Source organism: Chryseobacterium sp. 27AL (assembly GCF_057815395.1).
The window spans coordinates 678409-696286 of the sequence record NZ_JBYRIW010000001.1; the positions used below are offsets into that span (position 1 = coordinate 678409).

General features: G+C 36.2%; 13 protein-coding genes. 8 read left to right on the forward strand and 5 right to left on the reverse strand.

Annotated features, from left to right (window positions below):
- Positions 1–14: 14 nt before the first annotated feature.
- The 3 genes from AC3WV0_RS02870 to AC3WV0_RS02880 all read right to left on the reverse strand — a co-directional run bounded on the left by AC3WV0_RS02870 (position 15) and on the right by AC3WV0_RS02880 (position 3314).
- The gene (locus tag AC3WV0_RS02870) at positions 15–1193 is read right to left on the reverse strand and encodes an acyl-CoA dehydrogenase family protein (protein WP_312900926.1); all 1179 of its coding nucleotides are present in this window, start codon (positions 1191–1193) and stop codon (positions 15–17) included.
- A gap of 119 nt (positions 1194–1312) precedes the next feature.
- Positions 1313–2104: an NUDIX hydrolase gene (locus AC3WV0_RS02875; protein WP_488843827.1), complete on the reverse strand. Its 792-nt coding sequence runs from the start codon at positions 2102–2104 to the stop codon at positions 1313–1315.
- Positions 2105–2126: 22 nt separating this feature from the next.
- The gene (locus AC3WV0_RS02880) at positions 2127–3314 is read right to left on the reverse strand and encodes an MFS transporter (protein ID WP_488843828.1); all 1188 of its coding nucleotides are present in this window, start codon (positions 3312–3314) and stop codon (positions 2127–2129) included.
- A gap of 177 nt (positions 3315–3491) precedes the next feature.
- On the opposite strand from AC3WV0_RS02880, the gene AC3WV0_RS02885 reads away from it, so the two are divergent.
- The 7 genes from AC3WV0_RS02885 (at position 3492) to AC3WV0_RS02915 (ending at position 15107) form a co-directional block, all read left to right on the forward strand.
- Positions 3492–6401: a SusC/RagA family TonB-linked outer membrane protein gene (locus tag AC3WV0_RS02885; protein WP_488843830.1), complete on the forward strand. Its 2910-nt coding sequence runs from the start codon at positions 3492–3494 to the stop codon at positions 6399–6401.
- 12 nt (positions 6402–6413) lie between these two features.
- Positions 6414–7955, forward strand: coding sequence for a RagB/SusD family nutrient uptake outer membrane protein (locus tag AC3WV0_RS02890; RefSeq protein WP_488843831.1), 1542 nt, complete (start codon positions 6414–6416; stop codon positions 7953–7955).
- Positions 7956–7966: 11 nt separating this feature from the next.
- Entirely contained in the window at positions 7967–8827 is an 861-nt protein-coding gene (locus AC3WV0_RS02895) for a hypothetical protein (protein WP_488843833.1), read from the forward strand.
- Positions 8828–8845: 18 nt separating this feature from the next.
- Positions 8846–10327 carry a glycoside hydrolase family 30 protein gene (locus AC3WV0_RS02900; RefSeq protein ID WP_488843835.1) on the forward strand — a complete coding sequence of 494 codons (1482 nt, stop codon included), beginning with the start codon at positions 8846–8848 and terminating at the stop codon, positions 10325–10327.
- Positions 10328–10491: 164 nt separating this feature from the next.
- A complete protein-coding gene (bglX, locus tag AC3WV0_RS02905) occupies positions 10492–12714 on the forward strand; it encodes a beta-glucosidase BglX (RefSeq protein WP_488843837.1) in 2223 nt (740 codons plus the stop codon).
- A 79-nt stretch (positions 12715–12793) separates the two neighbouring features.
- On the forward strand, positions 12794–13600 hold the full coding sequence (locus AC3WV0_RS02910; protein ID WP_488843839.1) for a glycoside hydrolase family 16 protein: 807 nt from the start codon (positions 12794–12796) through the stop codon (positions 13598–13600).
- Between the two features lie 67 nt (positions 13601–13667).
- Complete coding sequence (locus tag AC3WV0_RS02915) at positions 13668–15107, forward strand: glycoside hydrolase family 30 protein (protein WP_488843841.1); 1440 nt, start codon at positions 13668–13670, stop codon at positions 15105–15107.
- 124 nt (positions 15108–15231) lie between these two features.
- On the opposite strand, the gene AC3WV0_RS02920 is transcribed toward AC3WV0_RS02915, so the two are convergent.
- Positions 15232–16047 carry an enoyl-ACP reductase FabI gene (locus AC3WV0_RS02920; protein WP_488843842.1) on the reverse strand — a complete coding sequence of 272 codons (816 nt, stop codon included), beginning with the start codon at positions 16045–16047 and terminating at the stop codon, positions 15232–15234.
- A gap of 118 nt (positions 16048–16165) precedes the next feature.
- Positions 16166–16465 carry a hypothetical protein gene (locus tag AC3WV0_RS02925; RefSeq protein ID WP_488843844.1) on the reverse strand — a complete coding sequence of 100 codons (300 nt, stop codon included), beginning with the start codon at positions 16463–16465 and terminating at the stop codon, positions 16166–16168.
- Positions 16466–16646: 181 nt separating this feature from the next.
- Between AC3WV0_RS02925 and AC3WV0_RS02930 the strand changes: the two genes are divergently transcribed.
- Positions 16647–17840: a hypothetical protein gene (locus tag AC3WV0_RS02930; protein WP_488843845.1), complete on the forward strand. Its 1194-nt coding sequence runs from the start codon at positions 16647–16649 to the stop codon at positions 17838–17840.
- The last annotated feature ends 38 nt before the right edge of the window (positions 17841–17878 follow it).

Consider the following 17878-nt stretch of genomic DNA (forward strand, 5'->3'; position numbering starts at 1 on the left):
CACCGTTCTATAATTTAAAATGCATTTATTCCAGTAATATCAAGACCAGTAATCAATAAATGAACGTCATGCGTCCCTTCATAAGTGATAACGGACTCAAGATTAGCCGCGTGTCTCATCATCGGGAATTCGCCCATGATTCCCATTCCACCAAGGATTTGTCGGGATTCTCTGGCAATATCAATCGCCATTTTCACATTGTTCCTTTTGGCCATAGAAATTTGTGCCGGTGTTGCTTTATGATCATTTTTAAGATTACCTAACTGTAAGCAAAGTAACTGGGCTTTAGTGATTTCTGTTAAGAATTCTGCCAGTTTTTTCTGTTGAAGCTGATAAGACCCGATTGGTTTTCCGAACTGTTTTCTTTCTTTAGCATATTGAACTGCTGTACAATAGCAATCAATAGCAGCTCCGATTACACCCCAGGAAATTCCATATCTCGCTGAATTTAAACAAGATAAAGGACCTTTAAGACCTGTAACACCAGGAAGCAGATTTTCTTTAGGCACTTTTACATTATTAAATACCAATTCCCCTGTTTTTGAAGCCCTTAGACTCCATTTATTATGGGTTTCAGGAGTGGTAAAGCCTTCCATTCCTCTTTCAACGATAAGTCCCTGCACTTTACCTTCTTCATTTTTAGCCCAGACTACTGCGATGTCGCAAAGTGGCGAATTGGTGATCCACATTTTGGCACCATTTAAAAGATAATGATCTCCCATATCTTTGAAATTCGTTTCCATAGAACCGGGGTCTGACCCGTGATTAGGCTCGGTAAGGCCGAAAGAACCGATCATTTCTCCGGCAGCCAGTTTAGGCAAATATTTTCTTTTTTGTTCTTCAGAACCAAATTCATTAATGGGAAACATTACCAAAGAGCTTTGTACAGAAGCAGCAGAGCGCACTGCAGAGTCACCTCTTTCAAGCTCCTGCATGATTAATCCGTAGGAAATCTGATCAAGCCCGGAACCTCCGTATTCAACAGGAATGTAAGGACCAAGAGCTCCGATTTGTCCCAATTCTTTCATTAAATTAGGAATATCGGTATGGTTTTGTGCAGCATGATCTATCTGAGGCATTACAAAACTTTCTACCCAGTCTCTTACTGACTGTCGTATAAGTTTATGTTCTTCGGTAAGTAAAGAATCAATCCCGTAATAATCGGGAATGCTTGTAAGGGAATAATATGACATTATATTTTAATTTTCCTAAAAATAAGACTTTTAGGGTATTCAGAAAAATTTTTTTTCAATGTCGTTTATTCGTTGATTTTTAGTATTTTAAATACAAAACTTAATCATTTGGTTAAAAATCAGTTTTCCGCAGCTTCGTTGGAAATAGGGTATTGGTTGGTAGGATTATAAATTCTGTTTTTAAACTTATACAGATAGGGAGCCTTATTGGCAGAGCCGTCATAGAGCTTCTCAAGTCGGTCTAATATATTTAAGCTAAGTATTTTACGCTGGAAGTTATTTCTTCGGAATTTTTCACCTAAAATCGTCTCATAGAGACACTGAAGATCTTTCATCGTAAACTTTTCAGGGAGAAGATTGCTTGCTGCAACTTCTGTATTGATGTTCATTCTTAAATATTCCAGACCGGTTTCAATAATCCTGTCATGGTCAAAGGCCATTTGTGGTAATTTTCCTACTTCAAACCATTCACAGGTTTCATTAAAAGCATCAGGAAAAGTATTGGCAATTGAAAAATCAATAAGACTGCAATACCCTACCGTAATGAATCTCTGGAAGATCCAGTGGTCTTTCGGGACTTCAATGCCTTTATTTTTTAACAGGATCTGATGAACATTATTTTCCGTTCTGTCTATTCTGCCAAATGTATGAAATTGTTTTAAAAAGATGTCTTTAAGGTGCGTTCTTTCATATAAGACACGTGCTGCCGCCTCACGAAGATCTTCATCATTAAATACAAATCCGCCGGGAAGTGACCATAAATTCAGATCGTGGTACTTTAAAAGCAGGACTTTCAGAATGTTATTATGAAAACCGAATATAGTGCAGTCTACAGATACATGTGCTACAAAGTCTTTTGTATCAATGAGTTCCTGAAGTGTTTCCTTGTTTTTTTCGGTATTAATTTTCATGGAGTAAAAATAAAATTATTTTCTAAATTCTTTTATCTGCAAATCTAAAATAAATTAAACTAATTATAAAAATCACAATGACAGCAGATAAAATGTACAAAGGATAAAAATTTAATAATTGGTTTCCAAATAAAGCCGCCATCATAATTGAACTTACGGAACTGCCCAGCGAAGAGAAAATAACAATAAGGGAAGTAAAGAGATTGGCTTTAGATTTATCAATTTTAGCAATCATTTTAGAATTAATAACAGGGTAGAGTGGCGATAAAAACAATCCGATTACCGGAAATAAAAATAACAGCGTTTTTGAATCCTGCGTGTCTACAAACTGTATCCCGATGATAATTAACAAAACTATTACAATTAACGATATACAAAAAGTGTAATATTTTGATAATGAAAACCGATGAATAATATTTGCGGTGACCGTTCTTCCTATATATGAAAACAATGCCAGAAAAGAAGAAGCCTGTAGTGCAAAAAATGAATTTACTTTCAAGTGTTTTTTATAAAAGGACGGCAGCCAGGAATTAAAGCTCTGTTCAAGAAAAACGATTGAAAAGATGATCGCTAAAAAAATGATCAATAACGGATTGAATAATGCTGAAAGATCTTTTATAATATTTTCTTTTTCAATCTTTGCCGGTTCTGCTATCGAAAGTTTTAAAAACAAAAAAATCGCAATGGCAGATAATATCGAAACAGATAAAAAACCAAATTTCCAGAATTGGGAAAACTGACTCGAAATCAGCCATCCGAAACCTATATTAACCAAAAAAATACCTATCATAAAGGATGCTTCGACGCTGTTCATTGTTTTTGCCAGGGATTTTTCTTCTGAAATATTGTTCCGGATAATCCCGAAAACACATATTTTTCCTATGGCGAAACAGGTTCCGATAATGGCAAACCATAATTTATAAAACCAGAAAACTTCTACAAAGGGTAAAATAAGTGAACAAATCCCAACAATTGTTAAAGCGAGTATAAGTGACTTTTTTGTTCCGAATCTGCTGATAAAGTTTACTGCAAAAAGTGAAATAATAGCAATTGGAAGATCTTTAAATGATTCCAGAAATCCAAGCTTCTCATACGTAACTTTTGCCTCCGAAAGCTGCAGAATCACGATGCCCATACAGTTGAGCACGATTGAAAAAATCAGGAAAGTAAGCTTCAAAGGAAGTGATATTTTGGAATGTTTGCTTATCATTTTGGGGACTCTTATCATTAAATTTTAAGGAAAATTTGCAGTTTTAAAGATAAAAATTATGCCTTTAAACCCCCAAAAATAAACGAAAAATTAAAATAATTATTAATAAAATGTTAAATAAAAGAAAAAAAATATATTTTTATTGTCTCAATTTGAGAATTAAAAAACTAACTGTATATGAATGTAAGAATATCTAGAAGTTTAGGGATGGTTGCAGTGCTCTATTTTACTGCAAATTTCAATGCCCAGAACACAAAGAATGACACCCTTCCGAAAGAGCAGAAAATAGAGGAAGTGGTAATGATCGGTTACGGCACTCAAAAGAAGAGTAACGTGACGGGTGCGATTTCAAGTATTAAAGCTTCCGATTTGGAGGATGTCCCAATGGGAAGACCTGAACAAGTTCTACAAGGTAGGGCTGCAGGGGTCTCTGTAATCTCAAATTCCGGACAACCTGGATCTGCAGCAACAGTAAGGGTTCGTGGTATCACGAGTTTTGGTGCTGGTAGTAATGATCCTCTTTGGGTAGTAGACGGAATTGTGGTAGACAATATCGAATGGTTGAATCAGGCTGATATTGAAAATATGGAAATTCTGAAAGATGGTGCTTCTGCTGCAATCTACGGAGTTGCTGCTGCAAAAGGTGTAATTTTGATTACAACTAAAAAAGGATCAAAAGGAAGATTAAATCTTAACTATAATGGCTTCTTTGGTGTTGGATCTGCTGCTAGAAAGCTAGATCTTTTGAACGCAACGCAATACGCAACAATTATTAATGAGGCATATGTCAATGATGGTGGTTCACCACTTTTTTCAAATGTTTCGGGTTTAGGAACAGGAACTGATTGGCAAAAGACGATTTTTAATAGTGCTCAAAGACAATCTCATGAATTTAGTATTAGCGGTGGTAGTGATAAATCTACATTCTTTACTTCATTTGGTTATTACGATCAAGAAGGTATTGTTCTAAGAGATATATCAAATTATAAGAGAATTAATGCAAGATTTAATTCAACTCACAAAGTTTTTGATTTTCTTACAATTGGACAAACATTTGCCTATACACATAAAAAATCAGCAGGGATCAATGCAAACGGTGAATTCGGTGGGCCTTTAAGTTCTGCGATCAATTTAGATCCTATAACTCCTCTTCTTGTAAATAGTATATCACAACAGCCCTTTCCTGGAGATTATACAAACCAATACATTGTTAGAGATCCAGATACAGGATTGCCTTTCGGAATTTCCCATTATGTAAATCAGGAAATGTCAAACCCACTGGCTTTTCAGCAAACACAACTAGGAAGGTATAACTGGGGAGATGATTTTGTAGGTAATGTTTTTGCAGATTTAAAATTTTTAGATCATTTTAATTTTAAAACTACGGCCAACGGAAAACTTTCTTATTGGGGACAACAAGGTTTCACTCCATTATTTTATTTGAGCCCTTCTTATAAAAATGATACTTTCAACAGTTTATTCAGGCAAAATGAAAAGAAATTTGAATGGAGCACGGAAAATACACTAACTTATCAAAATAAATTTGGAGGCCATAATCTAAGTGTATTATTGGGACAAGGATATTATGAGTATAATATTTCTTCTGGACAAAATGTTACTTATACTAATCTACCTGTAAATAACTGGCAAGATGCTTCATTTAACTTTGATATTCCGCAGAGTGACAGAAGTACAGCTGCCTGGGATGGCAAAGAAACACATAAGACTTCTTATTTTGCAAGAGTAGTTTACGATTATGAAAACAAGTATCTTTTCACTGGAACAATGCGTAGAGATGGATCTTCAAAATTTGCTAAAGCTCACCATTGGGGTAATTTCCCAGCGTTCTCTTTAGGTTGGAATGTTTCTAATGAAAACTTTTGGCCACAAAATAATATCGTAAACAGTTTAAAACTGAGAGGAGGTTATGGAGTTTTAGGAAATGATGCAATTGATGATTTTCAATTTGCTAATTTCTTAGTTCCGGGAAGTAATTATGCATTTGGTGATAACATTATCAGAATTGGATATGCGCCAAGTACTCTCGAAAATCCTGATTTAAAATGGGAAAGAACATCTCAGCTTAATATTGCAGCAGACCTAAAACTATTCAAAAACTTCGACTTAACCGTTGATGTTTATAGAAAAAAAACATCTGATATTTTAAGAAGAATTAATATTCCAGGATATCTAGGATTAATAAATAATCCATGGAGAAATATCGGAGATATGAACAATGATGGGATTGAAGTTAGCTTAGGATATAAGAAAAACTTTGGTGATTTTGGAATTTCTGCCAATGGAAACTTCGGATATTTGAAAAATGAAATTACAAGACTAGAAGATAATAAAGTTTATGAAAACTTTGCTTCATTTCAATCAATGGGTAATGTATCAAGACTTCAGGTTGGAAGTCCTTACGGATCTTTCTTTGGATTCCAAAATTTAGGAATTTTCCAAAATCAGGCTGAAATTGATGCTTATAGAAATTCAAACGGAGCACTTATTCAACCAAATGCTAAGCCAGGAGACTTTAAAAGACTGGATGCAAACGGAGATGGAAAAATTGATGAAAATGATTACGTATACCTAGGCAACTCAGTTCCAAAATATACTTTTGGATTTACTTTAAACTTAAATTATAAGAATTTTGATTTAATGGTATTTGCTCAGGGCCAGGCAGGAAATAAAATTTTCCAAGGACTTAGAAGGCTTGATATTGCAAATGCGAATTATCAGACTGCAATACTTGATCGTTGGGTTGGTGAAGGAACATCCGACTCTACTCCAAGAGTAACCGTGGCGGATCCTAACCAAAACTTTACAAGAATGTCAGATTATTATTTACAAGACGGAAGTTATTTGCGTTTAAAACTTGTTTCATTAGGATATACATTACCTAAAGATATCACTAAAGCATTTGGAGCAAGTAAAGTAAGGTTTTATGTAACAGGAGAAAACTTGGTGACCTTTACAAAATATACGGGCTTTGATCCTGAAATTGCAGGAGGAGATACATTTGGTATTGACCGAGCATACTATCCTCAGGCAAGAACTTTCCTTTTTGGTGCTAACATTCAATTTTAATTTATAAGAAAAATGAAAAATAAAAGATTTATATATAAAAATGTTGCTGTTTTATTATTAGCAGGGATCAGCTTTGGATCTGTATCCTGTAATAATAGTAACTTAGAAGATGTACAAAACACAGGAACTTTCGATACTGAAAATTTCTTTAAAAACGAAGAACAATCATATGCAGGTTTAGTTGCTACCTATGATCTTTTAAGAAAATATTCCGGAGGATTTGAAAACATGGTAACATTTTTCAATGCAGCTTCCGATGACTGTTATTCAGGAGGGGGAAGTTCAACTGATGGGGCCGGCATTCAAGGATTTGCTAACTACAGCATAAATCCGATCATTATGCCAGCAAGTTATTGGAGAGATTACTATCAGGGAATTGCTAGGGCTAATCTTTTATTGGAAAGAATTCCTAATGCAAGCATGGATGATAATACAAGAAAAATGTTTATTGCGGAAGCTAAGACTTTAAGAGCATTATATTATTTTGAATTGGTAAGAATGTTCGGAAATGTTCCATTGATTTTAAAACCGGTAAAATATAATGATGACTATTATAATATTCCACAGGCTCCAAAAGCTGAAGTATACACTCAGATTGAGACTGATTTATTGGCTGCAATTAATGACCTTCCTGCTGTTCAATCTCAAAAAGGCCGAATTACACAAGGGACAGCTCGTGCAATTTTAGGTAAAATTTACTTATATGATAAGAAGTACAGTGATGCCGCAACGCAATTGAGGTTCGTTAACGGAGAAACTCCTGGAGGTGCTGCAAGCCAATATGGTTATGCATTGGTTTCACAGTATAGTAAGCTATGGGAGATCGATAATAAATTTACATCAGAGTCAATTCTGGAAGTAATGAGCACGAATAAAGGAAATTCAGATTGGAGTTTTTGGGGAACAGGAAAAGATGAAGGAAATTCTATATGTGTTATGACTGCAATTAGGTCATACAGTTTAAAGGCACTTGATCCTCCTGCTATAAATGACGCGCCAAAAATTTATTCAGGATGGTCATTCAATCCTATTACAGAAAGTTTATTTGCTTTTATGCAAAATGATCCACGTATGAATGCTACTATATTTAATGCAAAACAGTTGGTACAAGAAGGTAAGATTACTTATTCAGCAGCTTATAAGGATACTGGTTATTTTCTGAATAAATTTTTACCGCGAACTACTGACGTTTCCACACTACCTGGGGCTGCTGAACTAAACTTCCGTCAAAATTATATAGCAATACGCTTAGCAGATACTTATTTAATGGAAGCAGAGGCGCTTGGAGGCTCAGGCTCCAGGGCTCAGGCACTATTAGATGCAGTTAGGGCAAGAGTTGGACTTACTTCCGTTCCCGTTTCTATGCAGGCGATCAAAGATGAGAGAAGAAGGGAATTAGCAGGTGAAGGTCACAGATGGTTTGACTTGGTAAGATGGGGTGACGCTCCTGCAGTACTAGGATCACGAGGATTTACAGCAGGTAAGAATGAAATTTTACCAATTCCTTTCAACGAACTTACAAATACACAACTCAAACAAAACCCTGGATATTAAAAAAATTAAGTATGATAACTAAATATATTAATAAAAGTCTTTTAGTAGGTTCTGCTGCTTTTTTCCTAGCGGCTTGTTCTCCTGATTCGGTAGAAGAGGGAAACGGATTGACACAGCAATCTGCAGATGCAAAGTTTACAATTACTAAAACAAGTGAGAATCATTATCATTTAAAAAGAGTGAATGATAATAATGTTGGTTTTATCAATTCTCAATGGAATATTGATGGTGATGGATTTACAAATGGTAAAAATGAAATTGATATTTTCCTGCCGGATGCCGGTACATATGTTATTCAGCATAGTGCTGTTGGCATTGGTGGGCAGTCTGGTGGCATGACAAGCCAAACTATCGTTGTTCCTACTTCAGATCCTGTTGCGGGAAATATTATTCAGGGTGGAAGATTTGATACTCCTGATGAAGTTTCAAAATGGACTATTTTTCCAATAAGTTCTACTGGTGCACAATGGGTTTTTGCCAATGGAAAAGCTACAATCGTTGCTTCAAATAGTAATCAACAAGCTTTTTATCAGGCTGTAAATGTTGTAGCAGGACAAAAATATGCTATAGATATGGTTGCTTCGTCTGCAACAGGCTTGGAAGATACGTGGTTTGAAGTGTACATGTTAAACAGTTTACCAGCACCAGGTAATGATTTAAGCGGTAGTGTATACAGAAATATTAATACTTGGGATGGCTGTGGTAAAACGGCATTTGGAGGGAAAGTTTCTGCAATAGGTTGTAATGCTGGTAAGAACAGTGGTATTTATACTGCAACGACTACTGGAACCGTCTATTTAGTAATTAAATGCGGTGGAAAAACAGTCAACAGCTTAAGTGTTGATAAAGTTGAAATAAGAAAAACTACTTAATCAACCTAAATTAAATTAATGAAATTACAATATTCACAATATTCATATAGTTTCGTACTTAGAAGTGCTGCACTTTGCGGTGTAGCGCTTCTTTCTTTTTTAAACTGTAGCAGTACATCTTCTGATCTGGCAAATAATAATAATGATAATTCAGGAAGTAACGGAGGTGGAAATACTTCCGGCGATCCTGTACAGGTTTGGGTCACGAAAGGAGATCAGTCAATAAAATTGCAGCAACAGAATACGGCATATTTTTCCGGAAATTCCGCTTCAGGAACATCTATTGAAGTGAATGCTTCACAGGTTTTCCAGACGATTGATGGATTCGGATATACTTTAACCGGAGGAAGTGTGCAGGTAATTAATCAGTTAAGCGCTGCCAAAAAGCAAGAATTACTTAACGATCTATTCAGCAGTTCAGGTATTGGTGTCAGTTATCTGAGAATAAGTATCGGAGCTTCTGACCTTAACAGTGAAGTTTTCTCTTATGATGATATGCCGGCAGGACAGACAGATCCTACATTAGCTCAATTTAGTTTGACGAAAGATCAGGCGGTAATTCAGATGCTAAAAGATATTCTTGCAATCAATCCGAATATTAAAATATTAGCAACACCGTGGTCGCCACCGGTTTGGATGAAGGATAACGGAAGTAGTATCGGAGGAAGTCTAAAGTCTGAATTTTATGGTGTCTATGCACAATATTTCGTAAAATACATTCAGGCTATGCAGGCGCAGGGAATCAAAATTGATGCGGTTACACCTCAAAATGAACCTTTACATCCGGGAAATAACCCGAGTATGTATATGACAGCCACACAGCAGGCAACTTTCATCAAAAATAATCTGGGCCCGGCTTTTCAGGCTGCGAATATTACTACAAAAATTATTGCGTACGATCACAACTGTGACAATCCTGCTTATCCATTGGCTGTTTTAAATGATTCCGGTGCAAATCCATATGTTGACGGATCTGCCTTTCATTTATATGCGGGAGATATTTCGGCTTTAAGTACAGTTCACAACTTATTTCCTAGTAAGAATGTGTATTTTACAGAACAATGGACAAGCTCTACAGGAAATTTCGGAGGAGATTTGGATTGGCACACAAAAAACATTATTATTGGGTCTATGAGAAACTGGAGCCGAACAGCATTGGAGTGGAATGTGGCAAATGATGCTTCATTCGGTCCTCATACACCGGGAGGATGTACACAATGTAAAGGAGCCGTTACCATCAACGGATCTGGCAACTATGAAAAAAATGTGGCCTATTATATTATCGCTCATGCCTCAAAATTTGTTCCGGCAAATTCACAGAGAATTGAATCTACACAAGGAGATAATCTTTCAACAGTAGCTTTCAAAACACCGGCTGGAAAAACTGTATTGATCGTTCAAAATGGCAATTCAACGGATAAAGCATTTAATATTAAATATAATCAGAAAACAGCTCCGGTAACGATTCCGGCAAGTTCAACAGCAACTTATATTTTCTAAGTTAAAATATGATTATCTGAAATTTGTAAAGAATAAAAACTTCTTGTTCTTTTGTTAAGTAGAATATCTTTGTAAACTTTAAAAACAAGCAGTTAATAAAAGAATCTTTGCGAACTTTGTGTTAACTAAACAGCAAAAAGCGGATAATCAAAAATAAATTATAAATGAAAAGAGCTTATTTCTTATTGGCAATGACAGCGTTTGGAATGAATGCATTCGGACAAAAAACCATCGATCAAAAGGTTACCGAATTGTTGTCGAAAATGACGTTGGAAGAAAAAGTAGGACAGTTGGTTCAATACAGTGGTTTTGAATATGCCACAGGACCACAAAATTCCAACTCTGCGAATGTATTAAATGAAATAAAACAAGGGAAAGTGGGCTCGATGCTCAACGTAGCGGGAGCAGAAGAAACCAGGAAATTTCAGGAATTAGCTTTAAACTCAAGATTAAAAATTCCATTATTATTTGGTTTAGACGTTATTCATGGTTACAGAACAACCTTTCCCGTAAATATTGGACAGGCGGCAAGCTGGGATTTAGGATTAATCGAAAAATCTGAAAGAATTGCGGCCACCGAAGCTTCAGCCTACGGAATCCACTGGACTTTCGCACCGATGGTAGACATCGCAAGAGATCCGAGATGGGGAAGAGTAATGGAAGGCTCGGGTGAAGACACTTATCTTGGTACACAGATCGGTCTGGCTAGAGTTCGTGGCTTTCAGGGAAAAGGACTTGGAAATCTTGATGCCATCATGGCGTGTGCTAAGCATTTCGCAGCATACGGAGCAGCTGTTGGAGGCAGAGATTACAATTCAGTAGATATGAGTTTAAGACAATTAAACGAAACCTATTTACCACCTTTCAAGGCTGCAGCAGAAGCAGGTGTTGCAACTTTCATGAACTCTTTTAACGATATCAACGGAATACCGGCAACTGCCAACAAGTATATCTTAAGAGATTTATTAAAAGGGAAATGGAACTTCAAAGGATTTGTCGTTTCTGACTGGGGAAGTATTGGCGAAATGGTAAACCACGGATATGTAAAAGACAATAAAGAAGCTGCAGAAAAAGCAATTACGGCAGGCAGTGATATGGATATGGAAAGCCGTGCCTATATGGCTGAACTTCCAAAATTAGTTCAGGAAGGAAAAGTTGATCCTAAATTTATTGATGATGCTGCCAGAAGAATTTTGGTTAAGAAATTCGAAATGGGATTATTTGATGATCCTTATCGTTTCAGCAGCGAAAAAAGACAAAAAGAGCAGACCAATAATAATGAAAATCGAAAATTCGGCAGAGAATTCGGATCTAAAAGTATTGTTTTATTAAAGAACGAAAAAAATATTCTGCCTCTTTCGAGATCAACGAAAACGGTTGCCCTCATTGGCCCTTTCGGGAAAGAAACTACTGCCAACCACGGATTCTGGTCGGTTGCATTTAAAGATGATAATCAAAGAATTGTAACACAATTTGACGGGATTAAAAATCAACTTGATAAAAACTCAACATTACTGTATGCAAAAGGTGCGAATGTTGATGATCAGGACAGATCCATGTTTGCAGAAGCTGTGGAAACGGCTAAGAAAGCAGATGTTGTCATTATGACTTTAGGCGAAGGTCACGCAATGAGCGGTGAAGCGAAAAGCAGAAGCAACATCCATTTTTCCGGAGTTCAGGAAGATCTTTTAAAAGAAATTGCAAAAACAGGAAAGCCGATTGTTTTAATGATCAATGCTGGAAGACCTTTGGTTTTTGACTGGGCTGCAGACAATATCCCGGCAATTATGTATACATGGTGGCTGGGTACGGAAGCAGGCAATTCTATTGCAGATGTCCTTTTCGGAACAGTGAATCCCGGAGGAAAACTTCCTATGAGTTTTCCAAGAACAGAAGGGCAAATACCTGTTTACTACAATCATTACAACACGGGCAGACCAGCGAAGAACAATACAGACAGAAATTATGTTTCTGCTTATATTGATTTGGACAATGATCCGAAATACCCTTTTGGATATGGCCTGAGCTACACTAAATTTACCTATTCGGATATGAATGTAAGTTCAACGAATCTTAAAGGCAATCAGACTTTAAACATCAGTGTAAAAGTTTCCAATACCGGAAACTACGATGGGGAAGAGGTGGTTCAGCTATACATAAGAGATTTGTTCGGAAAAGTGGTAAGACCGGTGAAAGAACTGAAAGGCTTTCAGAAAGTTTTCATTAAAAAAGGGGAAAGCAAAACAGTAAATTTCACTTTAACACCTGAAAATCTGAAATTTTATGATGATGAATTAAATTTCGACTGGGAAAGTGGAGACTTCGACATCATGGTAGGAACCAATTCACAGGAAGTCCAGACAAAGAGAATTAATTGGTCTAAATAATAAATAGTTTACTTTACTAAGAGCGGGATAATACCCGCTTTTGGTGGTAAAAGACAGATGTTTTTAACAAAACTTTAATATGAAAATTAAACTTCAATATATTTTTAATGTAATCATCGGAGGGAGTCTTGCCTTCTCTTTATTAAACTGCACTGCTAACAAACATCCTGGCCAGAAACTGATATGGTCGGATGAGTTTAATTATAAAGGATTACCTGATTCCACCAAATGGAATTACGATATCGGAGGTCACGGATTTGGAAATGAAGAATTACAGTTTTATACCAAAAACCGTCTCGAAAACGCAAGAGTGGAAAAAGGAAACCTTATCATCGAAGCAAAAAAAGAAAACTGGGAAGAAAGCAAATACACTTCAGCAAGACTTCTTACAAAAGGTAAATTTTCTTTTGAATACGGAACTGTTGAAGTGAGAGCTAAATTACCTAAAGGCCGTGGCACATGGCCAGCCATCTGGATGATGAGTGAAAAAATGAAAACCTGGCCAGATGACGGTGAACTTGATATTATGGAACATGTGGGATATAACCAGGGATTCATCCATGCTTCTGCGCATACCAAAAATTACAACCATAAAATTAATACTCAGAAAACAGATACAATATTCGTGAAGGATGCCAGTGAAAACTTTCATGTTTACAAAGCAGACTGGACTCCTGAAAAGATCGATATTTATGTTGATGATAAGAAATTTTTCACTTATGAAAATAAGGAGAAAACCTATGGTGCCTGGCCTTTTGACCAACCTTATTTTATAATATTAAACCTCGCCGTAGGAGGATTATGGGGCGGTAAAGAAGGAATCGACGATACTGTCTTTCCTCAGAAGTTTGAGATCGATTATGTACGGGTTTACCAAAATAAATAAGGTGAAAGGTTCAGATTTAGACCACATAAATTACAATAAAAAGAATAGAAAAAAGAAGAAGAAATAAATGAAAAAGCTAATTGTAAGTTGCTTGGTGATAGGTATTGCTTTTAACGCCAATGCACAAAATTATTGGAAAAAGAATGCCGGGAAAACAGCAAAAGTTTTTCTTACCCATTCTAAAACCAATGAAAAAATGGTTGACAAAGGAAATGTAAAGTTTGAAAAAATGGCTCAACCTAAAGAAATTGATGCCTGTATTTTTGTAGATCCGGATTTTAAATACCAGAAATTAATCGGTATAGGTGGGGCTATTACGGATGCAGCAGCAGAAACATTCTATAAACTTCCTAAAAATAAACAGAAAGAAATCATCGATGCCTATTACGGAAAAAACGGATTGGGCTATACTGTGGTGCGCACCAATATGAATTCATGTGATTTCTCAAGCGATTCATATACTTATGTGCAGGATAATGATACTTCTTTGAAGACCTTTAATGTGTCTCATGATGAGAAGTATAAGATACCCATGATTAAGGAGGCTCAGAAAACAATAGGAAAAGATTTTACATTTTATTTTTCACCCTGGAGTCCACCTGCTTGGATGAAATCAAATAAAAGTATGCTTAAAGGCGGAAGACTTGAAAATGCTTTTTATCAGACCTGGGCAGATTATTATGTTAAATTCATAAAAGAATACGAAAAAAGAGGAATAAATGTATGGGGATTAACAGTTCAAAATGAACCCATGGCAACGCAGACCTGGGAGTCATGTATCTACACGGCTGAAGAGGAAGGAGATTTTCTTAAAAATAATTTAGGCCCCACACTCTGGAAAAACGGATTCAAAGATAAAAAAGTAATGATTTGGGATCACAACCGTGATCTGATTTATCAAAGAGCAACCACAACTTTGAGTGATCCTGAAACTTCAAAATATGCTTCCGGAATAGGATACCACTGGTATGAAACCTGGAATAATAAAACACAGCTTTTTGATAATCTAGCTGAAACCCAAAGAGCTTTCCCTGATAAATTTCTGGCTTTTACAGAAGGCTGTAAAGAACAGTTTGATATGTCTAAAATTTATGATGTAAAATTGGGAGAACTTTACGGAAGAAATATGCTGAATGACTTTAATAAAGGCACTGCTTTATGGACCGACTGGAATGTTCTTCTCGATGAAACCGGAGGACCAAATCATGTAGGAAATTTCTGCTTTGCACCCATTATTGCCGATACAAAGACAGGCGAATTGCACTATACATATGAATATTATTATGTAGGGCACGTCTCAAAATTCATTAAGCCTAATGCACAAAGAATCGGAACTTCCTCAAACAGGGTAGCGCTTACTTCCACCACATTCATGAATGAGAACGGACAATTGGTAACGGTCATCATGAATGATTCAGATGATGATATTGACACCAATCTCTGGATTGAAGGAATGTCTGCAAAACTGGCAGCACCTGCACACTCTATACAGACCGTAATTTTATAAACTTCATATTAACATTATTTTTAATGTTTCGGCGGCATCGAAGATGCCGCCGAAATTATTTTCATTCCATTTAACACAAAAAAAACCGGAAGAATATTCCGGTTTATTATTTTAAGAACAATTTTTAATTGTTTTCAGAATCATATTTGCTGATTACTCTTTGAGTAACACCTGAGCTGCTGAAACCTCCGTCATGGAAAAGGTTTTGCATCGTTACTTTCTTCGTAAGATCAGAGAATAAAGTGACACAGTAATCTGCACACTCAAGAGCAGTAGCATTTCCCAGAGGAGACATATCTTCAGCATATCCCAGGAAACCTCCGAATCCTTTCACACCGCTACCGGCAGTAGTAGGAGTAGGAGATTGAGAAACCGTATTTACGCGCACTTTTCTCTCACCCCAATAGCCTCCGAAAGTTCTTGCGATACTTTCAAGATAAGCTTTGTTATCAGACATATCATTATAATCAGGGAACGTTCTTTGAGCAGCAATATAGCTTAAAGCAAGAATGCTTCCCCATTCATTCATACAGTCTTTTTCCCACGCCACACGCATTACTTTATGGAAAGAAACGGCAGAAATATCCCACCCTTTTTCCAACCAGTCGTAGTTCATTTCTGTATAATGTTTTCCTTTTCTTACATTGATAGACATTCCGATAGAATGAAGAATGAAATCGATTTTACCAAATTTTGCAACAGCAGCATCAAAAAGCTTTTCAAGATCTTCTAAAGAAGTTGCATCTGCACCGATTACTTCAGAACCCGTTTTTTCTGCTAATCCGTTTAGTTCTCCCATTCGTAAAGCAATAGGAGCATTAGACAGGATAAATTCAGCGCCTTCTTCGTGACATCTTTCTGCCACTTTCCAAGCGATCGATTGTTCATTAAGGGCTCCAAATATAATTCCCTTTTTGCCTTTAAGTAAACCGTATGACATATTTTTTAATGTTTATTAATGTACAAATGTAGCAATATTTGTGTTTAGTACATAATAAAAAACGGAGCCTTCTTTAAAAAGACCCCGTTTTTCTTGAAAATATTTATATGACTGAAATTTAATTTGTTTTTTTATTCCATTCTGCCTTCACATCTTCTGCCGCATCTTTGGTTTTTTCCCATGCATCATTCGCCTTATCTTTTACATTTTCCCATGCGTCTGATACATTATTTTTTGCTCTGTCCAGCCAGTCTTCATGTCTTGCCTCTTCATCATTAGCTCTTTTTTCGTTGATATAATCTTTTGCTCTGTCCGCAAGTTCTTCAACTTTCCACTTCGTATTATCGGCTGCGTTTTTTAAAGAGTTTTCAGTATGATCTACTGCATTTTCTGCTTTGTTGTATTCTGAATTATTCATAATAAAAATATTTTAGTGATGATAATAATTTAACAATAACTATTCCTAAAATCATGGTACACTGTTAAATTTTTCATAAAAAAATAATCTGTTTTTATCTAATTTTTTTAGTACAGTTAATTTTTATGTGTCAGCAATTCTTATATTTGTGAATCAAACCAAAAATTAAACACGAAAAAAGATGAAAAAACAAACCAAACTTTTGATACTATTAACCGGTACAATGTTTTTATTATTAAATTTAACTAAGGCTCAGGTTGGAATAGGTACTGCAAATCCGGCATCTTCTGCAATGCTGGATATTACTTCAGTAAACAAAGGTCTTCTTATACCGAGAGTAGCACTGACTTCTACAACAGATGTTACCACAATTCCATCACCTGCCAATGGTTTATTAATATGGAATAATGGGCTGGGCGGTGTTTCTGCAACAGGATTTTATTTCTGGAACAACTCCCAATGGAATCAAATGGCTACAGTTACTACGGCACCTCCCAGTTCTGGAAGCTGGAGTACTTCAGGAAATAATGCAGGAACTTATAGTGGGGCAAATACCAATTTATCACTCGGAACATCTACTAATGATGATCTTATTTTTAAAGTAAACACAGCGATTGCCGGAAGACTGGGAGCTAATAATTCCATAGGTTTCGGAAGCCCGTCAAATGCATCGCAAAACGCTGTTGCTATCGGTAATTATTCTAATGCAGTTTATCAGGCAACTGCTATAGGATATACGGCGAAAGCAGATAATAACGAAGCTACAGCTATTGGCAACAATACAACTGCTGGCGGCTACCAGTCTCTTGCGATAGGGCATGGAGCACAGACAACTTCCAATGGCGAAACTGCTGTTGGTTTTCAGTCTAAAACTTCAGGGCAGAATTCTACCGCTTTAGGTTCAGGGGCAACAGCTCAGGGCCAGAACTCTACCGCAATAGGTTATAATGCATCAACCTCTCAATACAATGCAATTGTTATAGGAGATAACAATGCTAATGTTGGTATTGGTACCAGCACACCCAACACTACTGCAAAGCTGGATGTTAATGGACAGTATAAGCTGGGAAATTTAGGAACGGTACAAAAAAATCAGATCAGTTTTGAAGTCTGGCCAGGCGTTTCAATCAACAATCTTCCGGCAGGCAAAACAACAACTTTGAATATTACCATTCCAACAGGATTTATTCCTTCCACGACAAAAGCTACAATTAATGTTACACCTGCGAATGACTTTGCAGGAAATTCTACCTTTTCAATATCAAATCCGAGATTAACGTCAACTTCCAATATCACTATTAATCTGACAAATATAGCCGGTAACGCAGAGAGTTTAAATTCCGCACATTTTTATGTAACAATTAATGAATTTTAGGAGGATTTGTCGATATAATTGTTTTTGTTTTTTTGTTA